The sequence below is a fragment of the Candidatus Manganitrophus noduliformans genome (genome assembly GCF_012184425.1).
Classification (GTDB): Bacteria; Nitrospirota; Nitrospiria; order SBBL01; family Manganitrophaceae; genus Manganitrophus; species Manganitrophus noduliformans.
In genome coordinates this window covers 1,100,687-1,118,943 of record NZ_VTOW01000002.1, presented here as the reverse complement: position 1 = coordinate 1,118,943, position 18,257 = coordinate 1,100,687, and the positions used below count along the sequence as shown (strand labels likewise).

Below are 18,257 nucleotides of genomic sequence, written 5' to 3'. Positions count from 1 at the left end.
ACGCCCTACATGGATTATAACAAATGCCGCGCAATCACCATCCGCTGGACCTCCGAGGTTCCTTCATACAGGGTGGTGATCCGGGCATCTCTGTAAAATCGCTCGACCGGAAAATCTTTGATAAAGCCGTAGCCGCCGAAGACCTGGACCGCCTTGTAGGCGACCCGGTTCGCCATCTCAGAAGCATACAGCTTCGCCTCGGCGGCGATCGCCGTGACCAGTCTTCCCTGGTGGCGGCTCCAGGCGGCCCGATGGGTGAGGAGCCGGGCGGCGTCGATCTCGGTCTTCATGTCGGCGAGCATGTTTTGAATCGCCTGAAAGTCGCCGATCGGCCGGTTGAACTGCTTCCGCTCTTTGGCATACGCGAGGGATTCTTCAAGACAGCCCTGCGCGATCCCGAGCGCCTGGGCGGCGATCCCGATCCGTCCGCCGTCAAGCGTCGCGAGCGCGATCTTGAAGCCTTCGTTCTCCACCCCGAGAAGATTCTCCGCCGGAACCCGGCACTCCTGGAAGATTAATTCAGCGGTGTCGGAGCCGCGCAGCCCCATCTTGTCCTCGATTTTCCCAACCACGAAACCGGAAAACGCTTTTTCAACGATGAAGGCTGAGATCCCTTTTTTCCCCCGCGCCGGATCGGTCACCGCGTAGACGATCGCCACATCGGCATTCTTTCCATTGGTGATGAAGAGCTTTGTTCCGTTCAGAACATAGTGACCGCCGTCCTTCCGCGCCTGTGTCGCAATGCCGCCCGCGTCGGAGCCGGCCCCCGGCTCGGTTAACGCATAACATCCCAAGAGACGGCCTTGCGCGAGCGGGACGAGGTACTTCTCTTTCTGCGCCTTGGTTCCGAACCGGTTGATCGGATCGCAGGCGAGCGAGTTGTTGACTGTCATGACGACGCCGAGGGAGGCCCACGCCTTCGAGATCTCCTCCATCGCAAGGATGTAGGTCAACAGATCCATCCCGGAGCCGCCGTATTCGGCCGGGATAAAGGCTCCCATCAATCCCATCTCACCCAGCCCTTTGACCAGCGCGTGCGGAAACTCGGAGGCGGCATCCATCTTGGAAGCGACCGGCTTCACCTCTTTTTCGGCGAAGCCCCGAACCGTTTCCAAGACCATCTGTTGCTCTTCGGTGAAATGCAAATTCACGGGGTCGATCCCTGCGTTTTATAATAGTAGAAGCCGCGTCCGGTTTTTTTCCCAAGGAGGCCGGCCTCCACATATTTGCGCAAGAGGGGGGCTGGGCGGTATTTGCTGTCGCCGAATTCGGTGAAGAGGACTTCCATGATATCGAGGCAGGTGTCGAGACCGATCAGATCGGCGAGCGCGAGCGGGCCCATCGGATGGCGGACCCCCATCGTCATCGCCATGTCGATCTCCTGCGGCGTTCCGACCCCTTCCATGACGGCGAAGATCGCTTCGTTGATCATCGGCATCAGAATTCGGTTGATGATGAAACCGGGAAAATCTTTCGAGACGACGACCGTCTTTCCCAATTTCTCGACGAAATGTTTTGCTTGAAGGAACGTTTCATCAGAGGTCTGCCACCCCCGGACGATCTCGACCAATTCAATGATCGCGGCCGGGTTCATGAAATGAATGCCGATGAATTTATCGGCCCGCTGTGTCACGGAAGCGAGCCGGGTGATCGAGATCGAGGAGGTGTTCGTAGCGAAGACGACCTCCTTCGGACAAATCGAATCGAGGAGCTCGAACGTTTCCATTTTGATCTCTTCCCGCTCGGGGGCCGCCTCGATGAGCATATGGCAGTGGGCGAGATCTTCCAGCCGGGTTGTCAGCTTGATGTTCTTGAGCGTTTTTTCCCGAACCCACTCCGTCAATTTCCCCCGCTTGACCGCCGTGTTGAGTCCCTCCGTAATTCGTTCGACGGCGGCCTCCAACACTTTCGCGTCAAGGTCGTAAAGAAGCACGTGGTATCCGCCGGTGGAGACAACCTGGGTGATGCCGCTTCCCATCTGTCCCGCGCCGACCACGCCGATGATGCTGATTTCCATCGGTCTACCTCACAGTCCTTTCTGATTTGATTTTTTTGATTCGGTCTTGGACGTTCGCTCGATCAACAAGGCGACCGCTTCCCCTCCGCCGATGCAGAGAGAGGCGACCCCGCGGGAAAGATCGAGGTCTTCCAAGAGGTGGATCAGGGTGGTGAGAATGCGGGCGCCGCTGGCGCCGATCGGATGTCCCAACGCGATCGCCCCGCCGCGCCGATTGATCTTCTTCGAATCGATCCCCAAATCCCGCATCACCGCGATCGAAGAGGCGGCGAACGCCTCATTGATCTCGAAAAGATCGATGTCGGACGGGGTCAGCCGGACTTTCTTCAGCAGCGCGGTGATGGCGGCGGCGGGGGCCACGGTAAATCGGGCCGGTGCGGTCGCCGTGGTGGTGTACCCGATGATTTCGGCGCGGGGTCGGGCTCCGAGGCGCTGCGCTTGCTCCGCCGACATCAGCACCACGGCGGCGGCCCCATCGCTGAGGGAGGAGGCGTTTCCCGCCGTGATCCGGCCCTCTTTCTCAAAGGCCGGCTTGAGCTTGCGAAATTTGTCGAAGTCGACCCGCTTCGGCTCCTCGTCTTCCGAAAGGACCGCCGGTCCCTTTCTTCCCGCGATCTCGAGAGGAACCACCTCTCTTTTGAACTCGCCCCGCTGTTGCGCCTCTTGCGCCCGGTGATAACTCTCCAGGGCGAAGTCGTCCAACATCTCCCGACTCAGATGATACTCCTCCGCGCATTGCTCCGCGGCCGATCCCATGTGAAAGTTGTTGTAGACGTCCCAAAGGCCGTCTTTGATAATGCTGTCGGTCAGGGTGCCGTGACCGAGACGGTAGCCCGATCGGGCCCGCTCCAAAAGATAGGGGGCGTTCGTCATGCTCTCCATCCCCCCGGCCACCACGACGCTCGCATCACCGAGGGCGATCGCCTGTGCCCCGATCATCACCGCTTTGAGACCCGAGCCGCAGACCTTGTTGATCGTCGTGCAAGGGACCGAATCGGGAAGACCGGCCCCGAGGGCGGCTTGTCGGGCGGGGGCCTGGCCCAATCCGGCGGAGAGGACGTTGCCCATCAGAACCTCATCGATTTGATCGGGCTGGAGACCCGCGCGCGAGATCGCCTCGGCGATGGCGCGGCTTCCGAGTTGCGGCGCCGTGAGGGGGCTGAGCGCCCCTTGAAAAGCGCCGATCGGCGTGCGAACGGCGCCGGTGATGATCACTTTTTGAGCCATGAAATCGTTCCTCTTTTTCCTAAGGCTCATTATAACACATCACTCTTTGACAAACAGCCCGCCCGACCCCAACCGGAGCAATCGCTCGAATGGATATGTTATAATAAAAACGAAATTGAGGGAGACCGATGCCGAAGAAAGTCGTTCACGAATTTAAAGTCGAATTTCTTCAGATATTGGACGAGGCCGGGCGGGTCGATCGCGCCCTCTGGCCGGGTCTGGACGAAAAAGAGATCAAAGGGTTTTACGAATCGATGGTGCTGATTCGCACCTTCGATGAGAAGGCGCTGAACCTTCAGCGCGAGGGACGACTCGGCACGTACGCCTCCGTCCAAGGCCAGGAGGCGGCGCAGGTCGGGAGCGCCGCGGCGCTTCGTCCCTCCGATTGGATCTTCCCCGCCTTTCGCGAGCCGGGTGTTTCCATTCTCCGGGGCCTCCCGATGAGGATGATCTACCAGTACTGGTCGGGCGATGAGCGCGGAAGCGCCATCCCGGAAGATCAACACGACTTCCCGATCGCCATCCCGGTGGGAACCCACATTCCGCACGCGGTCGGCGCCGCCTGGGCGGCGCAATTCAAGGGAGATCCGGTCGCGGTCGCGGCCTTTTTCGGAGACGGAGCGACTTCGAAAGGAGATTTCCACGAAGGGCTCAACTTTGCCGGCGTCTTTCGCCTTCCGATCGTTTTCATCTGCCAGAACAATCACTGGGCCATTTCGGTTCCGCTCTCCCGCCAGACCGCTGCGGCGACCTTGGCGCAGAAGGCGATCGCCTATGGGTTCGAAGGGATTCAGGTCGACGGCAATGATGTCTTCGCCGTCTACACCGCCGCCAAGAACGCCCTGGAGAAGGCGCGGCGCGGAGAGGGCCCGACGTTGATCGAGTGTTATACCTATCGCTTGAGCGATCACACCACCGCCGATGACGCCTCCCGCTACCGAAAGGTGGAAGAGGTGGCGACTTGGAGAAAAAAGGATCCGATCGTTCGGCTTCGCGCATTTCTTGAGCGGGAGTACCGTTGGTCGGAAGCCGATGAGCAGGTCCTCCGCCGGCAGATGCAAGAGCGGGTCGCCGCCGCGGTGCATGAATTCGAAGCGGTTCCCCCGCAAGATCCGCAGACGATGTTCGATCTTCTCTACGCGACCCCGACCCCCGACCTGATCCGTCAGAAGGAGATTCTTCGCAAGCGCCTTCAGCAGAAGAAGGAGAAAGAGTGAGCAAGCTGAATGTCGTTCAAGCGATCAATCAGGCCCTCCGTCATGAGATGGAGCGGAATCCCGATCTCATCTTAATGGGGGAGGATATCGGGAAGGACGGCGGTGTCTTCCGGGTGACCGAAGGGTTGATCGACCAGTTTGGCGAGCGACGGGTCGTCGACACCCCGCTTTCCGAATCGGGAATCGTCGGCGTCGCCATCGGAATGGCCGCGTATGGTCTTACTCCTGTGGTCGAGATCCAATTCATGGGGTTTCTCTATGCGGCGATGGAGCAACTGATTTCTCACGCGGCGCGTCTTCGGACCCGGACCCGCGGCCGCTACACCTGCCCGATCGTCGTCCGGACCCCCTACGGCGGCGGCATTCATGCGCCGGAGCATCACTCGGAGAGCACCGAGGCTTTCTTCGTCCATACTCCCGGCCTAAAAGTCGTCGTCCCCTCGACCCCCGCGGAGGCGAAGGGGCTGATGCTCTCCGCGATCCGCGACCCCGATCCGGTGATTTTCCTGGAGCCGGCCAAAATCTACCGGGCCATCAAGGAAGAGGTCCCTGAAGGAGACAATGCGATCCCGCTCGGCGAGGCGCGGCTGTTGACGGAGGGGAAAGATCTGACCCTCATCACCTGGGGGGCGATGCTCCATCCGACGTTGAAGGCGGCCGATCGGATGGCGGAAAAAGGGGTGGAGGCGGAGGTGATCGATCTGAGGACCCTCTCGCCGCTCGATTCGGCGACGATCATTCGATCGGTCGAGAAGACCGGACGCGCCGTCATCATTCATGAAGCCCCAAAAACCTGCGGGCTCGGCGCGGAGATTGCCGCCCGTCTCTGTGAGGAGGCGCTTCTCTCACTCGAAGCCCCCGTGGCGCGTGTGACCGGGTTCGACACGCCGATTCCCCTTCCAAAGAATGAGAAGTATTATCTTCCCGATGTCGATCAGATCGTTGAAGCGGCCGAACAGGCCGTCGGATTCTGACGTTGCTCGTAATTACCGAAAACAAATCAGGGATGAATCGATGAGAAAAGAATTTAAATTCCCCGACGTCGGCGAAGGGATTGCCGAGGGAGAACTGGTCAAGTGGCTTGTCTCTCAGGGCGAATCTGTCAAAGAGGACCAGCCGCTGGTGGAGGTGGAGACCGACAAAGCGGTCGTGACCCTTCCCTCGCCTTATACCGGGAAGGTGATCGAGCTGCGCGGCAAGCCGGGAGAGGTGATCCAGGTCGGATCGGTCCTGGTGGCGGTGGAGACGGAGGAAGCTTCCGCCGCGAAGACGACGGAGAAAAAACCGACCGCGGAAATAAAAAAAGAAGAGACCCGAAAAGATGCCGGCTCGGTCGTCGGGCGACTGGGGCAAGAGGAAGAAGAGTTTAAAGTGCGGGCGATTCCCTCGGTCCGGGCGCGGGCGAAGGAGCTGGGGGTCGATCTCTCGAAGGTGCGGGGAACCGGCCCCAACGGGCGTCTCACGCGGGAGGACGTTGAACAGGCCGCGCAGCCCCGAAAGGAAGCCGCGCCGATTCAACCCCATGCTGAAACGGGACCGCTCGGTCCGGTGGAGCGAATTGCATTTCGGGGGGTTCGGCGAAGCGCCGCGCGGCGGGTGAGCGAGTCGTCCCAGAAGGTCGCCGCGGTCACCTTCACCGACGACGCCGATGTGACCGCGCTCGAAAATGTCCGCTCCAAGAAGAAAAACCTGGCTGAAGCGCGCGGCTTTAAACTGACCTATCTCCCCTTCATCATCAAGGCGGTGGTCGCCGGCCTTAAAGAATATCCCTACTTGAATGCGACCTTGGACGAAGAGAAAGAAGAGATCATTTTAAAAAAGTATTACAACATTGGGATTGCGGTCGACACGCCGGAAGGATTGATGGTCTTCGTCATCAAACGAGCCGATGAAAAAAGCGTGCTCGATCTTTCGAAAGAGATCTCGGTCCTCACAGAGAAGGCCTTCTCCAGAATGATCGATCTTTCCGATTTGAAGGGGGGGACCTTCACCCTCACCAACTATGGTGTGATCGGCGGCATTTACGGCACGCCGATCATCAACTATCCCGAGGTCGGTATACTCGGCCTCGGCAAAATCGAGGACAAAGTGGTCGCCCGGTCGGGTGAGATGGTGATCCGGAAGATCCTGCCGCTCTCCCTCACCTTTGATCATCGTGTGATCTACGGCGCCGAGGCGGCCCGGTTCATGAACACGGTCATTCAACATTTGGAAGATCCCGATTTGATGCTCATCGAAGGCAAGTAGGGGCGGGTTTCAAACCCGCCCTCCCTGTTTTTGATTCCCTCCCTAGGCCAAATCCATCCATTGTTCTCATCGACTTACAGATTTTTTATCCTATGGTAAACTTCCTTCCGTGCTTCTCAATGATTCGGAGTCCACATGCCTCAAATCGACGTCCTCTTTAAAGCGTTAAGAGAGAAAAAAGGGTCTGATCTACATCTCTCGCCGCAGAATCCCCCGATGATGCGGGCGGCGGGAGACTTGGTTCCGGTCACACCCGAGAAACTGACACATGAAGGAAACCAGAAACTTCTCTATGAAATCATGAGCGATCTCCATAAAGAGAAGTTCGAAACGACGCACGATATCGATTTCGCCTACGAAGTTCCGGAGTTGCAGGCCCGCTTCCGGGCCAATATTTTCCTGGGCCGGCTCGGGATGAGCGCCGTCTTCCGGATGATTCCCACCCAAATCTTGACAGTCGAGCAGCTGGGGCTTCCCGCCACCGTTTTAAAATTCGCCCAATTCAAGAAAGGGCTGGTCTTGGTGACCGGCGCGACCGGAAGCGGAAAGTCGACGACTCTCGCGGCGATCATCGACTATATCAATCGGACCAAAAAAGAGCATATCCTCACGGTGGAAGATCCGATCGAGTTCGTCCATACCAGCCAGGGGTGTCTGATCAATCAGCGGGAGGTCGGACGCGATACAAAATCGTTTGCCGCCGCGCTGAAAGCGGCCCTTCGGGAAGATCCGGATATTATCCTCGTCGGGGAGATGCGCGACCTGGAGACGATCGAGCTGGCGATTACGGCGGCCGAGACCGGCCACCTCGTCTTCGGAACGCTGCATACGAGCAGCGCAGCCAAGACGGTCGACCGGATCATCAACGTCTTTCCGACCAACCAGCAGGAGCAGATCCGGGCGATGTTGGCGGAATCGCTCAAAGGGGTGGTCGCTCAAAATCTTTTGAAGACGGTCGACGGCAAGCGATGCGCGGCGCTGGAGATTTTGCTCGTGAACACCGCCACCTCCAACCTGATCCGGGAAGCAAAGACGTTCCAGATCCCATCGGTCATCCAGACCGGAAAGGCCGAAGGGATGCAGCTGATGGATCAGGCCCTCCAGGCGCTGGTGGCCTCGAAGAAGGTATCGATTGAAGAGGCGCATAAATTTGCCACGAACAAAGCCCTCTTCCCTTTGTCGGGGCAGGGAGCGGCCCCTCAAGGAGCGGCACCCCGTGGATGAGCGAAAGATCGAAAAAGAGAACCGTCCGGTTTTGTTCGAACTCTCCGACGGGAGCGAGGTCGAAGGGGAAGTTTTTCTCCGGCTCTATGAGGCGCACCATGCGGGGCTTCAAAAGGTCGGGGATCTTTTGCACGAGGAGAAAAAGTTCATCCCCGTGAGGACGAAAGGGGGAACCCTCCTGATCAATCGGTCTCATATCGTCGTGGCGAAGGTCCCGGCGCAGCTGGAAAAAGACGACCTCATGACGTTGGGAAAAAAGAATTCCGTCTCTTTGAAGATGATCCGGGGCAATGAGATCGAGGGGGATGTTTTTGTCAACCTTCCCGAAGGATTCTGCCGGATGAAGGATTATCTGAATCAGCCGGTCCGTTTTTTCACCCTCATCCAGCCGGAATTCGTTGTCTATATTAATCAGGAATTTGTCCTCTCCGTCCACGACTAAGCCCCCGATCAATTTTTTTGTTGATTTCGTTCCGCCCCCCTGGTATAGATTACCCGTTCGATAAAGAACCCGTTCAGGTGATCCCGACGTCATGTCGGGATTGAAAAGGGAATCCCGTGTAAATCGGGAGCGGACCCGCCGCTGTTATGGGACGCGAAACCGACCAACACCACTCTCCGTATAAAATATCCGGGGGGGAAGGGGTCGGGAGTAAGATCGTCCCAGAGCCAGAAGACCTGCCTGAATGGAAAGCACTGCCTGTCTTCGATGGTCAAGACGGGGGGCGGACTCATTCCATCCCCTCCTTTCCATTCGAAAGGCGGGGATTTTTTTTGGACAGAATTTAAATCAAATAACCTGAAGGGTTGATCGGGAAAGCGGTGCAAAACCGCTGCTGCCCCGCAACTGTGACGGGAACGAAACCACAACGGCCACTGGGGTTTCGTTATTCGTGAATCGTGAATCGTAAATTCTTTTACGCTTAACGTTTAACTAATAACGAGTAACGATTTCCTCCCTGGGAAGGCGTGGGAGTAGGTTGCCCTCAGCCAGGAGACCGGGCCTTTCAGGATCACATTTTACCTTTCGAAGGGAGAGGATAGATGACCCCGTTCCAATGGCGTATTGCGTTTTGCTCATTTCTCGTTCTGATTGCAGTCACCACCAATGTATCCGGCGCAGAAGAAACATCCCCTGAAGAGATTCCCACCTTTCCGCCGGTTTTTGTCACGGCCACCCAAACGGAGGTTCCGTTGAAAGAGACCGCCGCTTCCGTTACCCTCATCGACGAAAAGACGATCGAAGAGAAACATCTCACCACCGTCGAGGAAGCACTGCGTGAAGTGCCGGGTCTGACGGTGGTACAGCAGGGCGGGCCAGGAGCGACAAGCTCGGTGTTTTTGCGCGGAACGGAGTCCAATCATACGCTTGTCCTGATCGATGGCGTTCCGGTCAATAGCCCCACCACGGGTGCGTTCGATTTTGCGGATCTTACCGTGGAGAATATCGAACGGATTGAGGTGATCCGCGGTCCGCAGAGTACACTATACGGATCGGACGCCCTCGGCGGGGTCATTCAGATCTTTACAAAAAAAGGAGAGGGCCCTCCGTCAGGCTTTCTCTCGCTGGAGGCAGGAGCGTATCGTACTTTTCGGGAGGCGGCGGGGTTAAACGGGTCAACAGAGCGGGTCGATTACTCCCTCTCGGCGTCGCGGTTTGACACCCGAGGATTCTCCCGGGCGAATGAACTCGCTGGAAATCGCGAGGACGACGGATATGAGAATACTGCTTTTTCCGCGCGGCTAGGGACCGATCTTTCAGAGAAGACGCGGCTTGAATGGACGGGGCGTTATACCAACTCGGAGAGCGAGCTGGACGGTTGTGATCCGGACACTTTTTTCTGCCCGGTCGACGTTCGGAATCTGGTCCTGGATCATCGGCAATGGGTCACTACGCTCGGCATGAAGACCGCCGTCATTGAGGAATGGGATCAGCATCTGAGGGTCGGCTTCAACGAGGATGATACAACATTCGATGGTTCTGAAATCGACACCTCAAGAAAATGGTTGGATTGGCGGCATGACCTCCGCCTCGGCCGCCGCAACCTCTTGACCGTCGGCTACGAGTATGAGTCGCAGAACGGCAAGTTTGGCGATGGCGTTGACGAAACCACGGTCAATCATGCCGGTTATGGTTTCTATCAACTTCGCCAGTTGCCTTTTATTTTGAACTTCGGTCTCCGTTATGACGGCAATAACCGATATGGAGGCGAAACGACTTACAAAGTCGAGACCGCTTATCTCATGGAGTCGACGGCCACAAAGCTTCGAGCGGCGTACGGAACCGGATTTCACGGTCCGACGCTTAATGATCTCTTCTTTCCTAATTTTGGCAATCCCAATCTTGAACCGGAGAAGAGCGAGAGTTTTGAAGCGGGGGTCGAACAGTCGCTCTGGAGCGAGCAAGTGCAGGTGGGTGTAACCTATTTCCAGAATCGGATTGAAGACCTGATCGTCTTTGTTTTTAACCCGGATACCTTTGTGGGAAGACCGGAGAATGTGGCGAGGGCGAAGATCACCGGGTGGGAATTCGAGGTCTCGGCGAGACCATTGGAACAGGCCGCCCTTTCGGCAAGCTACACCTTTATGAATACAAAGGATGAAGGGACAGGGGACGAGCTGGTACGGCGACCCCGTCATCAGGCGAGTGGAAGCCTCTCCATCCAACCGGCCAATCCCCTTCGTTTGGTTCTCCAGGTCCGCTATGTTGGGAAGCGATTTGACGTAGGCAATGTTGAAATGGACGACTACACCGTCGTCGACCTCTCCGGGACTTACGCCCTCCACCGGAACGTTGCGCTCTTTGCACGAGTCGAGAACCTCTTTGATCGGGAGTACGAAGAGGTGACCGGCTATGGGACGGCGGGGTTCTCCGGCTATGGCGGCGTAAAGGTAACATTCTAGCATGGAGCGAAAAGATCTCAGCAAAAGTCGTCTGATCCTCATCCTCGGCGGCGCGCGCTCCGGCAAGAGCCGGTTTGCATTGGAGCGAGGGGAAACCTTGGGTGAGGAGAAGATCTTCATCGCCACGGCGCGACCGTCCGATGCGGAGATGGCGCGGCGGATCGAGCGGCATCGTCGCGATCGGCCGGAGGTTTGGAAGACAATGGAGGAGCCGATACATCTTGCCGATCTGCTCCAGTCAATGCAAGGAAAAGGTGTGGCGGTCATCGACTGCCTTACCCTTTGGCTTTCCAACCTCTTGACGACGGTGGGGGAAGATGAGGAGAAGATTCTGAGCGAGATCGACCGGTTGGTCAGCGTGGCCCGATCGGTCAATCTCTCGATCGTTGCCGTATCGAACGAGGTCGGATTGGGAGTGGTCCCCACCGATCATTCCCTCTCCCGGCTCTTCCGGGATCTCTCCGGCCTTCTCCACCAGCGGTGGGCCGCCGAGGCCGATGAGGTTTACTGGATGATGGCGGGAATCGCCGTCCCGATTAAAAGGAAGCGTGATGAAAAGGTTGCAGTTGGTCATCGGCCGGATTAAACCGTTGGAAGAATCGGGACGCATTCTTGCTCAGAAGCGTCTCAACAGTCTAACAAAGCCCCCCGGCAGCCTCGGCCGGTTGGAGGAGTTGGCAACCTGGTATATCCAGGTGACCGGAAAGATTCCTTCACCGCCGTTGAAGAAAGTCATTTGCGTCTTCGCCGGCGATCACGGGGTGGTGGAGGAGAAGGTCAGCGTCTATCCCCAGGCGGTCACGGCTCAGATGGTTTACAACTTCCTTCACGGGGGAGCGGCAATCTGCGTCCTCGCGAGGCAGGCGGGGGCCGACGTCCGTGTGATCGACATGGGGGTCGACCACCCCTTCGGGAAATTGCCGGGATTGATCGATCGAAAGATCGATCGGGGAACCCGGAACATGAGACTCGGGCGCGCTATGTCGCGCAGACAGGCGCTGTCGGCGATCGCCGTCGGATGCGAACTGGCGGAAGAAGAGGCCCGCCGCGGCACGAATCTCTTGGGGACCGGCGAGATGGGGATCGGCAACACCACCCCCAGCAGCGCCGTCACGGCGCTCTTGACCGGCTCGCCGGTGGAAGCGGTGACCGGACGGGGAACGGGAATCGACGAGCCGACCCTCCGTTTGAAGCGGACCGTTATTCAGGATGCACTCCGGGTCAATCGGCCGAATCCGGACGATCCGATCGACGTGCTGGCCAAGGTCGGCGGGTATGAGATTGCCGGGATCGTCGGTCTTCTCCTCGGGGCGGCGGCGCACCGGATTCCGGTTGTGGTTGATGGATTTATATCAACCGCCGCAGCCTTAGTCGCGGTGGCGCTTGCACCGGAGGTTAAGGAATATTTAGTCGCCGCCCATCGCTCGGCGGAGTCGGGCCACCGGATCGCATTGGACAAACTGGGGCTCGATCCGCTCTTGGATCTCAACATGCGGTTGGGTGAAGGGAGCGGCGCGGCATTGGGAATGGGCCTGGTGGAGAGCGCCGTCCGCATTCTCACCGAGATGGCGACTTTTGATGAGGCGGGCGTCTCCAGTCCGGAGCGGGAACGATGAGAAGCTTCTTCACCGCGATCGGCACCCTCACCATCGTCCCATGCCATCATTCAATGATCGCCACCGAGCGCGACCTCGGTCGCTCCGTCCTCTTCTTCCCGGTGGTGGGATTGGCGATCGGCGCTTTTTTGCTGGGGATGGTCCGTCTGCTCGAACCGGTTCTGGCTCCGGCGCCATTGGCGGCGCTCCTCCTGCTGGCCTTGGCCCTTTTGACCGGGGGACTCCATCTCGATGGATTGGCCGACCTCTGCGACGGCCTGGCCGCGGGCGGGGGCCGAGAGCGAATTCTCTCGGTGATGAAGGACCCACATATCGGCGCGTTCGGCGTCATCGGATTGGGGGTGGTCTTGATCTTGAAATATGCTCTCTTTGGTGAGATGATCCGTCGGGGGTGGCTGAGCGCTTTCCTCCTCATGGGGCTTCTCAGCCGATGGGCGATGGTCCTGGCGAGTTTTATCGGGAGGTATGCCCGAGAGAGCGGAACGGCGCAGCCGTTCATCGGACAGATCCACTGGCTCCCTTGCGCCGGCGCGACCGTGATCACCCTTGCAGGCACTTTTCTGATCTCAAAGGGAATCGGATTGATCGCAGCATCGCTCGTCTTTTTGTCGGTCTGGCTGTTCAATCGGTTTCTGGAATCAAGGATCGGCGGCTGGACGGGGGATACGCTGGGGGCGCTCTCCGAGATGGTGGAAGTGGGGGTGCTCCTCTTCATCAGCGCAGTTTAGATTAGCCGTCATTCCCGCGAAAGCGGGAATCCAGAAGCCATTGATTTAAATAAACTGGATTCCCGATTAAACATTTCGGGAATGACGGACAGAGAGCTTTTCAAGGAATGATGAAAGGAGTTCATTGATGCCGCGGATCACAAAAGTCTATACGCGAACCGGAGATGATGGAAGCACTGGGCTCGGCAGCAAGCGGCGGGTTCCGAAGGACTCCGCGCGGATTTCATCGTATGGCACGGTCGACGAGCTCAATTCCCACATCGGCGTCGCCATGGCGGCGGGGCTCGACACGGTATTGATGAAAGCCTTGTCCGGGATCCAGAACGATCTCTTCCACCTCGGCTCCGACCTCTGCATTCCGGAGGAAGATAAGGTGAAGATGAACGTGCCGAAGATCGAGCAGCGCCACATCGACGCCCTTGAGCAGTTGATGGACCGTCTTTCGGAAGCGCTCACCCCGCTTGAGAATTTCGTTCTTCCGGGCGGCGCGCCCGGCGCGGCGCAGCTTCATGTCGCCCGGACGGTCTGCCGCCGGGCGGAGCGGGAAGTGATCGCCCTCCGGCGGGCGGAGCCGGTCGGCCCCTTCACGGTCCCGTATCTCAATCGCCTCTCCGACGCTCTCTTCGTCATGGCGCGGTATGAGAACAAAAAGCGGGGGATCGCCGATCTGTTGTGGGACAGCCGGGCGTGAGCGAAAAAGGAAATTTATATGAAGAAAAAAACCTGGCTTTCCTGGAGCAGCGGCAAAGACAGCGCCTGGTCGCTCTATCGTCTTAGGCAGGAGCCCGATATCGAGGTGACCGGGTTGGTCACGACGGTGAATGAGCGACATCAACGGGTGGCGATGCACGCGGTCCGGTTGAGCTTGTTGCAAGCGCAGGCCGAGGCGGCGGGGGTTCCGCTTCACGTCGTGCCGATCCCTTCTCCTTGCAGCAACGAGGCGTATGAAGCGGCGATGCGCCGGCTCATTGAAGAAGCGAAGCAAGAGGGGGTGACGCAGATGGCTTTCGGAGATCTCTTCCTCGAAGACATCCGGGCGTACCGGGAGCAGCAGCTTTCCGGCACCGGGATCACACCGCTCTTCCCCCTCTGGCAGATCCCGACAGACCGGCTTGCCCAAGAGATGATCGCCGGCGGTCTGTCTGCCGTCATCACCTGCATCGATCCGCGGCATCTGGCGCCGACCTTCGCCGGGCGAACGTTCAACGCATCCTTTCTGGATGACCTCCCGAAAGAGGTCGATCCGTGCGGGGAGCGAGGAGAATTTCATAGCTTTGCGGTCGCGGGGCCGATGTTCCGCCATCCAATCTCCGTCACGGTCGGTGAGGTCGTCACGCGGGACGGGTTTGTCTTCGCCGATCTCTTACCGGCGGCGGAGGCGGTCCGATGAGGAGCGTCCGGCCCATCCTTTGGATTCTGGCGCTCTTTTTTCTTTTCGCCGATCACTCACCGGGGGTTGCGGCAGAGGAGACCGTTCCCCCCAGGAAACCGCAGCGGATCGTCTCGCTGACGCTCGGTACCGATGAGATCCTTTTCTCACTGGTCGATCCGAAGCGGATCGCGGCGGTAACCTATCTGGCGGCCGATCCGGGGATCTCCCATGTGGCCGAAGCGGCGAAAGGTGTGCCGAACAAAATCCGGGCGAACATGGAACAGGTGGTGGCGTTGCAGCCCGACCTGGTCTTCGTCGCGACCTACACCTCGATGGATGTCGTAAAGCAGTTGACCGAAGCGCGGCTTCCGGTGGTCAAGCTGGAGCTCTTTTCTTCTATTGAGGGGATCAAACAAAATATCCGGACCGTCGGCCGGGTGGTCGGCGAATCGCGGCGGGCGGAAGAGATTGTCGCCGAGATGGATCGGCGTTTGGATCGGATCGCCGCGCGGGCGGCGGCCGCCCCGCGGAAACCGCGGGTCCTCTTCTACACCCCGACCGGCGTCGTGGCCGGGAAAGAGACCACCTTCGATGAGATCGCCGCGTTGATTGGCGCGCGGAATCAAGCGGCGGAGGTCGGGTTGGTGGGACACCAGAAGTTGTCGGTCGAGCGGTTGATTCAGCTCGATCCGGAGATCGTGATCGTGAGCGACTGGAACCCGGAGGAGCCCGATTTTTATGAAAAATTGATGGCCCATCCGGAGCTGGGGCATCTCTCCGCCGTCCGCAACCGGCGGGTCTACGCGATTCCGGAAAAACATCTCTCGACCGTCTCCCACTACATTGTCGATGGAATCGAGCAGATGACGCGGATCATCCATCCGGAGTGGTTCGATTCGGCGGCGCTGGGAAAAGAAGGGGCGCGATCCCGATGAGGCCGTCTCCGTTGACCCTTCCCCTGCGGTGCACGCTCCCCTCCTTCTGGCCGAAGGCCGGCTTGCTCTCCATGCTCCTTCTTCTGCTGGCCGGAATGATCGTCGTGGCGACGGCGGTCGGATCGGTGGCGGTACCGCTTCCGGTGGTTGCTCGATTGATACTGAATCAACTCCCTTTCATCCATCTCGCGGGGTGGGAGGCGTCACAGGAAATCATCATCCTCACCGTCCGGCTTCCGCGTGTTCTCTTGGCCGCATTGATCGGCGGGGGGCTGGCGGTTTCGGGGGCGGCGATGCAGGGGCTCTTCCGCAACCCGATGGCCGATCCGGGGGTCATCGGCCTCTCCGGCGGGGCGGCCCTCGGCGCGGTGATTGCGCTGGGGTCGGGACTCGCTTTTCATCATCATCTCATCCTGCCGGCCTTCGCCTTCGCCGGCGCCTTCGGCACGGTTCTCCTGGTCTACCGGATTGCGACACGGGACGGGAAGACGCCGGTGACCACCTTTCTCCTCTCCGGGATGGCGGTCGGGATCTTCATGGTGTCGATGATGTCCCTGATCCTTTCGAGGCTCACCTCGGTCGCCGTGGTCGGCGAGATCCTCTTTTGGTTGATGGGGGGCCTCGACGCGCGGGGGTGGATTCATCTGAAGGTGGCGTTTGTTCCGATCCTGCTGGGGAGCGCGGGCCTTCTCTTCTTCGCGCGCGATCTGAACCTCCTTGCCTTGGAGGGGGAAGAGGGGGCGGCGGCGCTTGGGATGCGGGTCAAATCGGTCCAGCGCTTCCTGCTGCTGCTCTCCTCGCTTGTGACCGGCGCGGCGGTCGCTTTCACCGGGACGATCGCGTTCGTCGGCCTCATCATTCCGCATGTCGTTCGGCTGATCATCGGTCCCGATCACCGGATCTTGCTACCGGCCTCATTCTTAGCGGGAGGCGTCTTCCTGGTCGGCGCCGATCTCTTGGCGCGGGTTGTGATCTCGCCGGAGGAGCTTCGCTTGGGGACGATTACTTCGCTGGTCGGCGTTCCCTTTTTTCTCTACCTTCTTCATAAAGGGATTCGTGATGGCGGGCGCTGAGACGGGGGGGATCGATATCCAAAAGGTTTCCCTTTCGAGGAGAGGAAGGCCGATCTTGCATCGGATTGATCTCAAGATCGGGGGCCGGGAGCTGATCGGCCTGATCGGTCCGAACGGCGCGGGGAAGTCGAGCCTCCTGAAGCTGCTGATGAAGCTCCTGACACCGACCGACGGCGCGATCCTCCTCGACGGGAAAGACCTCAGTGAGTGGAGCCATCGGGCGCTCGCGCAGCGGGTCGCCTATCTTCCCCAGAGCCCATCGCTCGATTCCGCCTTTGCCTGCCGGGAGGTGGTTCTGATGGGGCGGTATGCGCATCTCGGGCGCTTCGAGCGGGAGTCTTCCAGAGATTATGAAATCGCCCAAGAGGCGATGCGGCGGACGGCGACGAGCGCTTTGGCCGACCGGCCGGTGACGGAATTATCCGGGGGAGAACTGCAGCGGGTGCTGCTGGCCCGGACCCTGGCGCAGGAGGCGAGCACCCTTCTGCTCGATGAGCCGACGGCGAACCTCGACCCGCAGCATCAGCTCGGCGTCATCGAGCTGGTCGCTTCTCTCGTCGAGAAAGGGATCTCCGTCGTGATGGCGCTGCACGATCTTCATCTGGCGGCGCGTTATTGCCGGCGCTTGATCTTGCTTCATCAGGGGGAGGTGATTGCGGACGGTGCGCCGCGGGCGGTCCTGACGGAGCAGAATCTGCGGCGGGTCTACGGCATCGAGGCGGAGATCACGATTCATCCGACGCTTCACTATCCGGTGGTGACCCCCCTTTCGATCGCGCCGCCGGGGAGATGAAAAGATGAAGTCAAAGATTCGCCTTGCATTGGTCCTTTCCCTCCTGTTTCACATGGTTCTGCTCTTCGCTCTCTTTTCGGGAGAGAATCGCCGCGGAAGTGAAATAGAGGGTTTGGTTGTCGAATTGGTCTCGCTTGGCCGGATAGAATCGTCCGCCTCGATCATGGGAGACGCCACCGGCTCGTCCGATCTTATCCCACCGCGGCCTGCTTTCCCGATGCAATCCGAAGAAGCCCTCGCCTCCATCGCGGAGGGGGCCCCGCCGTCCCCCGCGCCTTCTTCTGTCGAGGAGGCTGAAGCGCAAGTCTCTCCTCCTTCCAATCAGGAGGAGCCGGAAACGGTCTTTCCGGAGGAACCGGATGCTTTTTCCGATCCGGACCTTCCTCCCATGGAGGAGATTGTGGAACCCTTGTCCGAAGAGCGGTTCGAACCGGAGCCGACCTTCAGACTTGTTACAGGAGGGAACCGTTCCGGCAACGACTCAGCGGGGGGGGTGGGAGAATGGGAGAAAGAGTCAGGCTCCTCAGATGGAGGCGCGCCCCAGCCGACGGTCAGTGATGCGCTCCCCGGGGGGATCGGGGGGGCGGGAGGAGGGCAGATCGGTCCCCGTTTTATGATTCCAAGCGCCGGGCGATCCAATCCGAAGCCGCGTTATCCTGAGAGCGCGCGGGCCAAGGGGAGGGAAGGAACGGCCCTCCTCCGGGTAACGGTTCTCTCGACCGGGAGAGTCGGCGAGGCGCTCATCGAGCAATCTTCCGGGCATGACGATCTCGACCGCTCGGCGGTCGAGGCGGTGATGAAGTGGACCTTTCTCCCGGCGCGGCGCGGAGAGACGCCGGTAACTTCCTCCGTCCGCATTCCGGTGATCTTCGCTCTTGATGATCCTTAGAGGGGTTTCCCACGT

18 protein-coding genes and 2 riboswitches are annotated in these 18,257 nt (G+C 59.3%); of the genes, 15 read left to right on the top strand and 3 right to left on the bottom strand.

The window, feature by feature from the left end:
• Positions 1-14: 14 nt before the first annotated feature.
• The 3 genes from MNODULE_RS14475 to MNODULE_RS14465 are packed head-to-tail and all read right to left on the bottom strand — an operon-like array spanning position 15 to position 3,244.
• Complete coding sequence (locus MNODULE_RS14475; protein ID WP_168060995.1) at positions 15-1,151, bottom strand: acyl-CoA dehydrogenase family protein; 1,137 nt, start codon at positions 1,149-1,151, stop codon at positions 15-17.
• Positions 1,148-2,017, bottom strand: a complete 870-nt coding sequence (locus MNODULE_RS14470) for a 3-hydroxyacyl-CoA dehydrogenase NAD-binding domain-containing protein (RefSeq protein ID WP_168060993.1) — start codon at positions 2,015-2,017, stop codon at positions 1,148-1,150. Before MNODULE_RS14470 ends, MNODULE_RS14475 begins: the two co-directional genes overlap by 4 nt.
• Positions 2,018-2,026: 9 nt before the next feature.
• Positions 2,027-3,244: a thiolase family protein gene (locus tag MNODULE_RS14465; protein ID WP_168060991.1), complete on the bottom strand. Its 1,218-nt coding sequence runs from the start codon at positions 3,242-3,244 to the stop codon at positions 2,027-2,029.
• A 128-nt stretch (positions 3,245-3,372) separates the two neighbouring features.
• On the opposite strand from MNODULE_RS14465, the gene pdhA reads away from it, so the two are divergent.
• From pdhA to MNODULE_RS14390, 15 genes are all read left to right on the top strand, one after another.
• Entirely contained in the window at positions 3,373-4,461 is a 1,089-nt protein-coding gene (pdhA, locus tag MNODULE_RS14460) for a pyruvate dehydrogenase (acetyl-transferring) E1 component subunit alpha (protein WP_168060989.1), read from the top strand.
• Positions 4,458-5,435: a pyruvate dehydrogenase complex E1 component subunit beta gene (locus tag MNODULE_RS14455; protein ID WP_168060987.1), complete on the top strand. Its 978-nt coding sequence runs from the start codon at positions 4,458-4,460 to the stop codon at positions 5,433-5,435. Before pdhA ends, MNODULE_RS14455 begins: the two co-directional genes overlap by 4 nt.
• A 40-nt stretch (positions 5,436-5,475) precedes the next feature.
• Positions 5,476-6,708: a dihydrolipoamide acetyltransferase family protein gene (locus MNODULE_RS14450; RefSeq protein ID WP_168060986.1), complete on the top strand. Its 1,233-nt coding sequence runs from the start codon at positions 5,476-5,478 to the stop codon at positions 6,706-6,708.
• A 135-nt stretch (positions 6,709-6,843) separates the two neighbouring features.
• Positions 6,844-7,932, top strand: coding sequence for a type IV pilus twitching motility protein PilT (locus tag MNODULE_RS14445; protein ID WP_168060984.1), 1,089 nt, complete (start codon positions 6,844-6,846; stop codon positions 7,930-7,932).
• Positions 7,925-8,374: a hypothetical protein gene (locus tag MNODULE_RS14440; protein WP_168060982.1), complete on the top strand. Its 450-nt coding sequence runs from the start codon at positions 7,925-7,927 to the stop codon at positions 8,372-8,374. The genes MNODULE_RS14445 and MNODULE_RS14440 overlap by 8 nt, the downstream gene beginning before the upstream one ends.
• A gap of 58 nt (positions 8,375-8,432) precedes the next feature.
• Positions 8,433-8,632: riboswitch (cobalamin riboswitch) on the top strand.
• An 88-nt stretch (positions 8,633-8,720) separates the two neighbouring features.
• Positions 8,721-8,953: riboswitch (cobalamin riboswitch) on the top strand.
• Positions 8,954-8,976: 23 nt separating this feature from the next.
• On the top strand, positions 8,977-10,836 hold the full coding sequence (locus MNODULE_RS14435) for a TonB-dependent receptor plug domain-containing protein (RefSeq protein ID WP_168060980.1): 1,860 nt from the start codon (positions 8,977-8,979) through the stop codon (positions 10,834-10,836).
• Position 10,837: 1 nt separating this feature from the next.
• A complete protein-coding gene (gene cobU / locus MNODULE_RS14430; RefSeq protein WP_168060979.1) occupies positions 10,838-11,422 on the top strand; it encodes a bifunctional adenosylcobinamide kinase/adenosylcobinamide-phosphate guanylyltransferase in 585 nt (194 codons plus the stop codon).
• Positions 11,388-12,452 carry a nicotinate-nucleotide--dimethylbenzimidazole phosphoribosyltransferase gene (cobT, locus tag MNODULE_RS14425; protein WP_168060977.1) on the top strand — a complete coding sequence of 355 codons (1,065 nt, stop codon included), beginning with the start codon at positions 11,388-11,390 and terminating at the stop codon, positions 12,450-12,452. The genes cobU and cobT overlap by 35 nt, the downstream gene beginning before the upstream one ends.
• Positions 12,449-13,180 carry an adenosylcobinamide-GDP ribazoletransferase gene (cobS, locus tag MNODULE_RS14420; RefSeq protein ID WP_168060975.1) on the top strand — a complete coding sequence of 244 codons (732 nt, stop codon included), beginning with the start codon at positions 12,449-12,451 and terminating at the stop codon, positions 13,178-13,180. The genes cobT and cobS overlap by 4 nt, the downstream gene beginning before the upstream one ends.
• A gap of 127 nt (positions 13,181-13,307) precedes the next feature.
• The gene (locus MNODULE_RS14415; RefSeq protein WP_168060973.1) at positions 13,308-13,871 is read left to right on the top strand and encodes a cob(I)yrinic acid a,c-diamide adenosyltransferase; all 564 of its coding nucleotides are present in this window, start codon (positions 13,308-13,310) and stop codon (positions 13,869-13,871) included.
• Positions 13,872-13,889: 18 nt separating this feature from the next.
• A complete protein-coding gene (locus MNODULE_RS14410) occupies positions 13,890-14,570 on the top strand; it encodes an adenine nucleotide alpha hydrolase (RefSeq protein WP_168060971.1) in 681 nt (226 codons plus the stop codon).
• Entirely contained in the window at positions 14,567-15,487 is a 921-nt protein-coding gene (locus MNODULE_RS14405) for an ABC transporter substrate-binding protein (RefSeq protein WP_168060969.1), read from the top strand. Before MNODULE_RS14410 ends, MNODULE_RS14405 begins: the two co-directional genes overlap by 4 nt.
• Positions 15,484-16,560, top strand: a complete 1,077-nt coding sequence (locus tag MNODULE_RS14400) for a FecCD family ABC transporter permease (protein WP_168060967.1) — start codon at positions 15,484-15,486, stop codon at positions 16,558-16,560. The genes MNODULE_RS14405 and MNODULE_RS14400 overlap by 4 nt, the downstream gene beginning before the upstream one ends.
• Positions 16,547-17,353: a heme ABC transporter ATP-binding protein gene (locus MNODULE_RS14395; RefSeq protein ID WP_168060965.1), complete on the top strand. Its 807-nt coding sequence runs from the start codon at positions 16,547-16,549 to the stop codon at positions 17,351-17,353. Before MNODULE_RS14400 ends, MNODULE_RS14395 begins: the two co-directional genes overlap by 14 nt.
• 4 nt (positions 17,354-17,357) lie before the next feature.
• Positions 17,358-18,242: an energy transducer TonB gene (locus MNODULE_RS14390; protein ID WP_168060963.1), complete on the top strand. Its 885-nt coding sequence runs from the start codon at positions 17,358-17,360 to the stop codon at positions 18,240-18,242.
• The last annotated feature ends 15 nt before the right edge of the window (positions 18,243-18,257 follow it).

Excerpts from the sequence above, each read along its gene's own strand:
- MNODULE_RS14435 (WP_168060980.1), top strand. The coding sequence starts at position 8,977 with ATGACCCCGTTCCAATGGCGTATTGCGTTTTGCTCATTTCTCGTTCTG.
- MNODULE_RS14450 (WP_168060986.1), top strand. The coding sequence starts at position 5,476 with ATGAGAAAAGAATTTAAATTCCCCGACGTCGGCGAAGGGATTGCCGAG.
- cobU (WP_168060979.1), top strand. The coding sequence starts at position 10,838 with ATGGAGCGAAAAGATCTCAGCAAAAGTCGTCTGATCCTCATCCTCGGC.
- MNODULE_RS14405 (WP_168060969.1), top strand. The coding sequence starts at position 14,567 with ATGAGGAGCGTCCGGCCCATCCTTTGGATTCTGGCGCTCTTTTTTCTT.
- MNODULE_RS14465 (WP_168060991.1), bottom strand. The coding sequence starts at position 3,244 with ATGGCTCAAAAAGTGATCATCACCGGCGCCGTTCGCACGCCGATCGGC.
- cobS (WP_168060975.1), top strand. The coding sequence starts at position 12,449 with ATGAGAAGCTTCTTCACCGCGATCGGCACCCTCACCATCGTCCCATGC.
- MNODULE_RS14470 (WP_168060993.1), bottom strand. The coding sequence starts at position 2,017 with ATGGAAATCAGCATCATCGGCGTGGTCGGCGCGGGACAGATGGGAAGC.
- pdhA (WP_168060989.1), top strand. The coding sequence starts at position 3,373 with ATGCCGAAGAAAGTCGTTCACGAATTTAAAGTCGAATTTCTTCAGATA.
- MNODULE_RS14400 (WP_168060967.1), top strand. The coding sequence starts at position 15,484 with ATGAGGCCGTCTCCGTTGACCCTTCCCCTGCGGTGCACGCTCCCCTCC.
- MNODULE_RS14395 (WP_168060965.1), top strand. The coding sequence starts at position 16,547 with ATGGCGGGCGCTGAGACGGGGGGGATCGATATCCAAAAGGTTTCCCTT.
- cobT (WP_168060977.1), top strand. The coding sequence starts at position 11,388 with ATGAAAAGGTTGCAGTTGGTCATCGGCCGGATTAAACCGTTGGAAGAA.
- MNODULE_RS14390 (WP_168060963.1), top strand. The coding sequence starts at position 17,358 with ATGAAGTCAAAGATTCGCCTTGCATTGGTCCTTTCCCTCCTGTTTCAC.
- MNODULE_RS14445 (WP_168060984.1), top strand. The coding sequence starts at position 6,844 with ATGCCTCAAATCGACGTCCTCTTTAAAGCGTTAAGAGAGAAAAAAGGG.
- MNODULE_RS14415 (WP_168060973.1), top strand. The coding sequence starts at position 13,308 with ATGCCGCGGATCACAAAAGTCTATACGCGAACCGGAGATGATGGAAGC.
- MNODULE_RS14410 (WP_168060971.1), top strand. The coding sequence starts at position 13,890 with ATGAAGAAAAAAACCTGGCTTTCCTGGAGCAGCGGCAAAGACAGCGCC.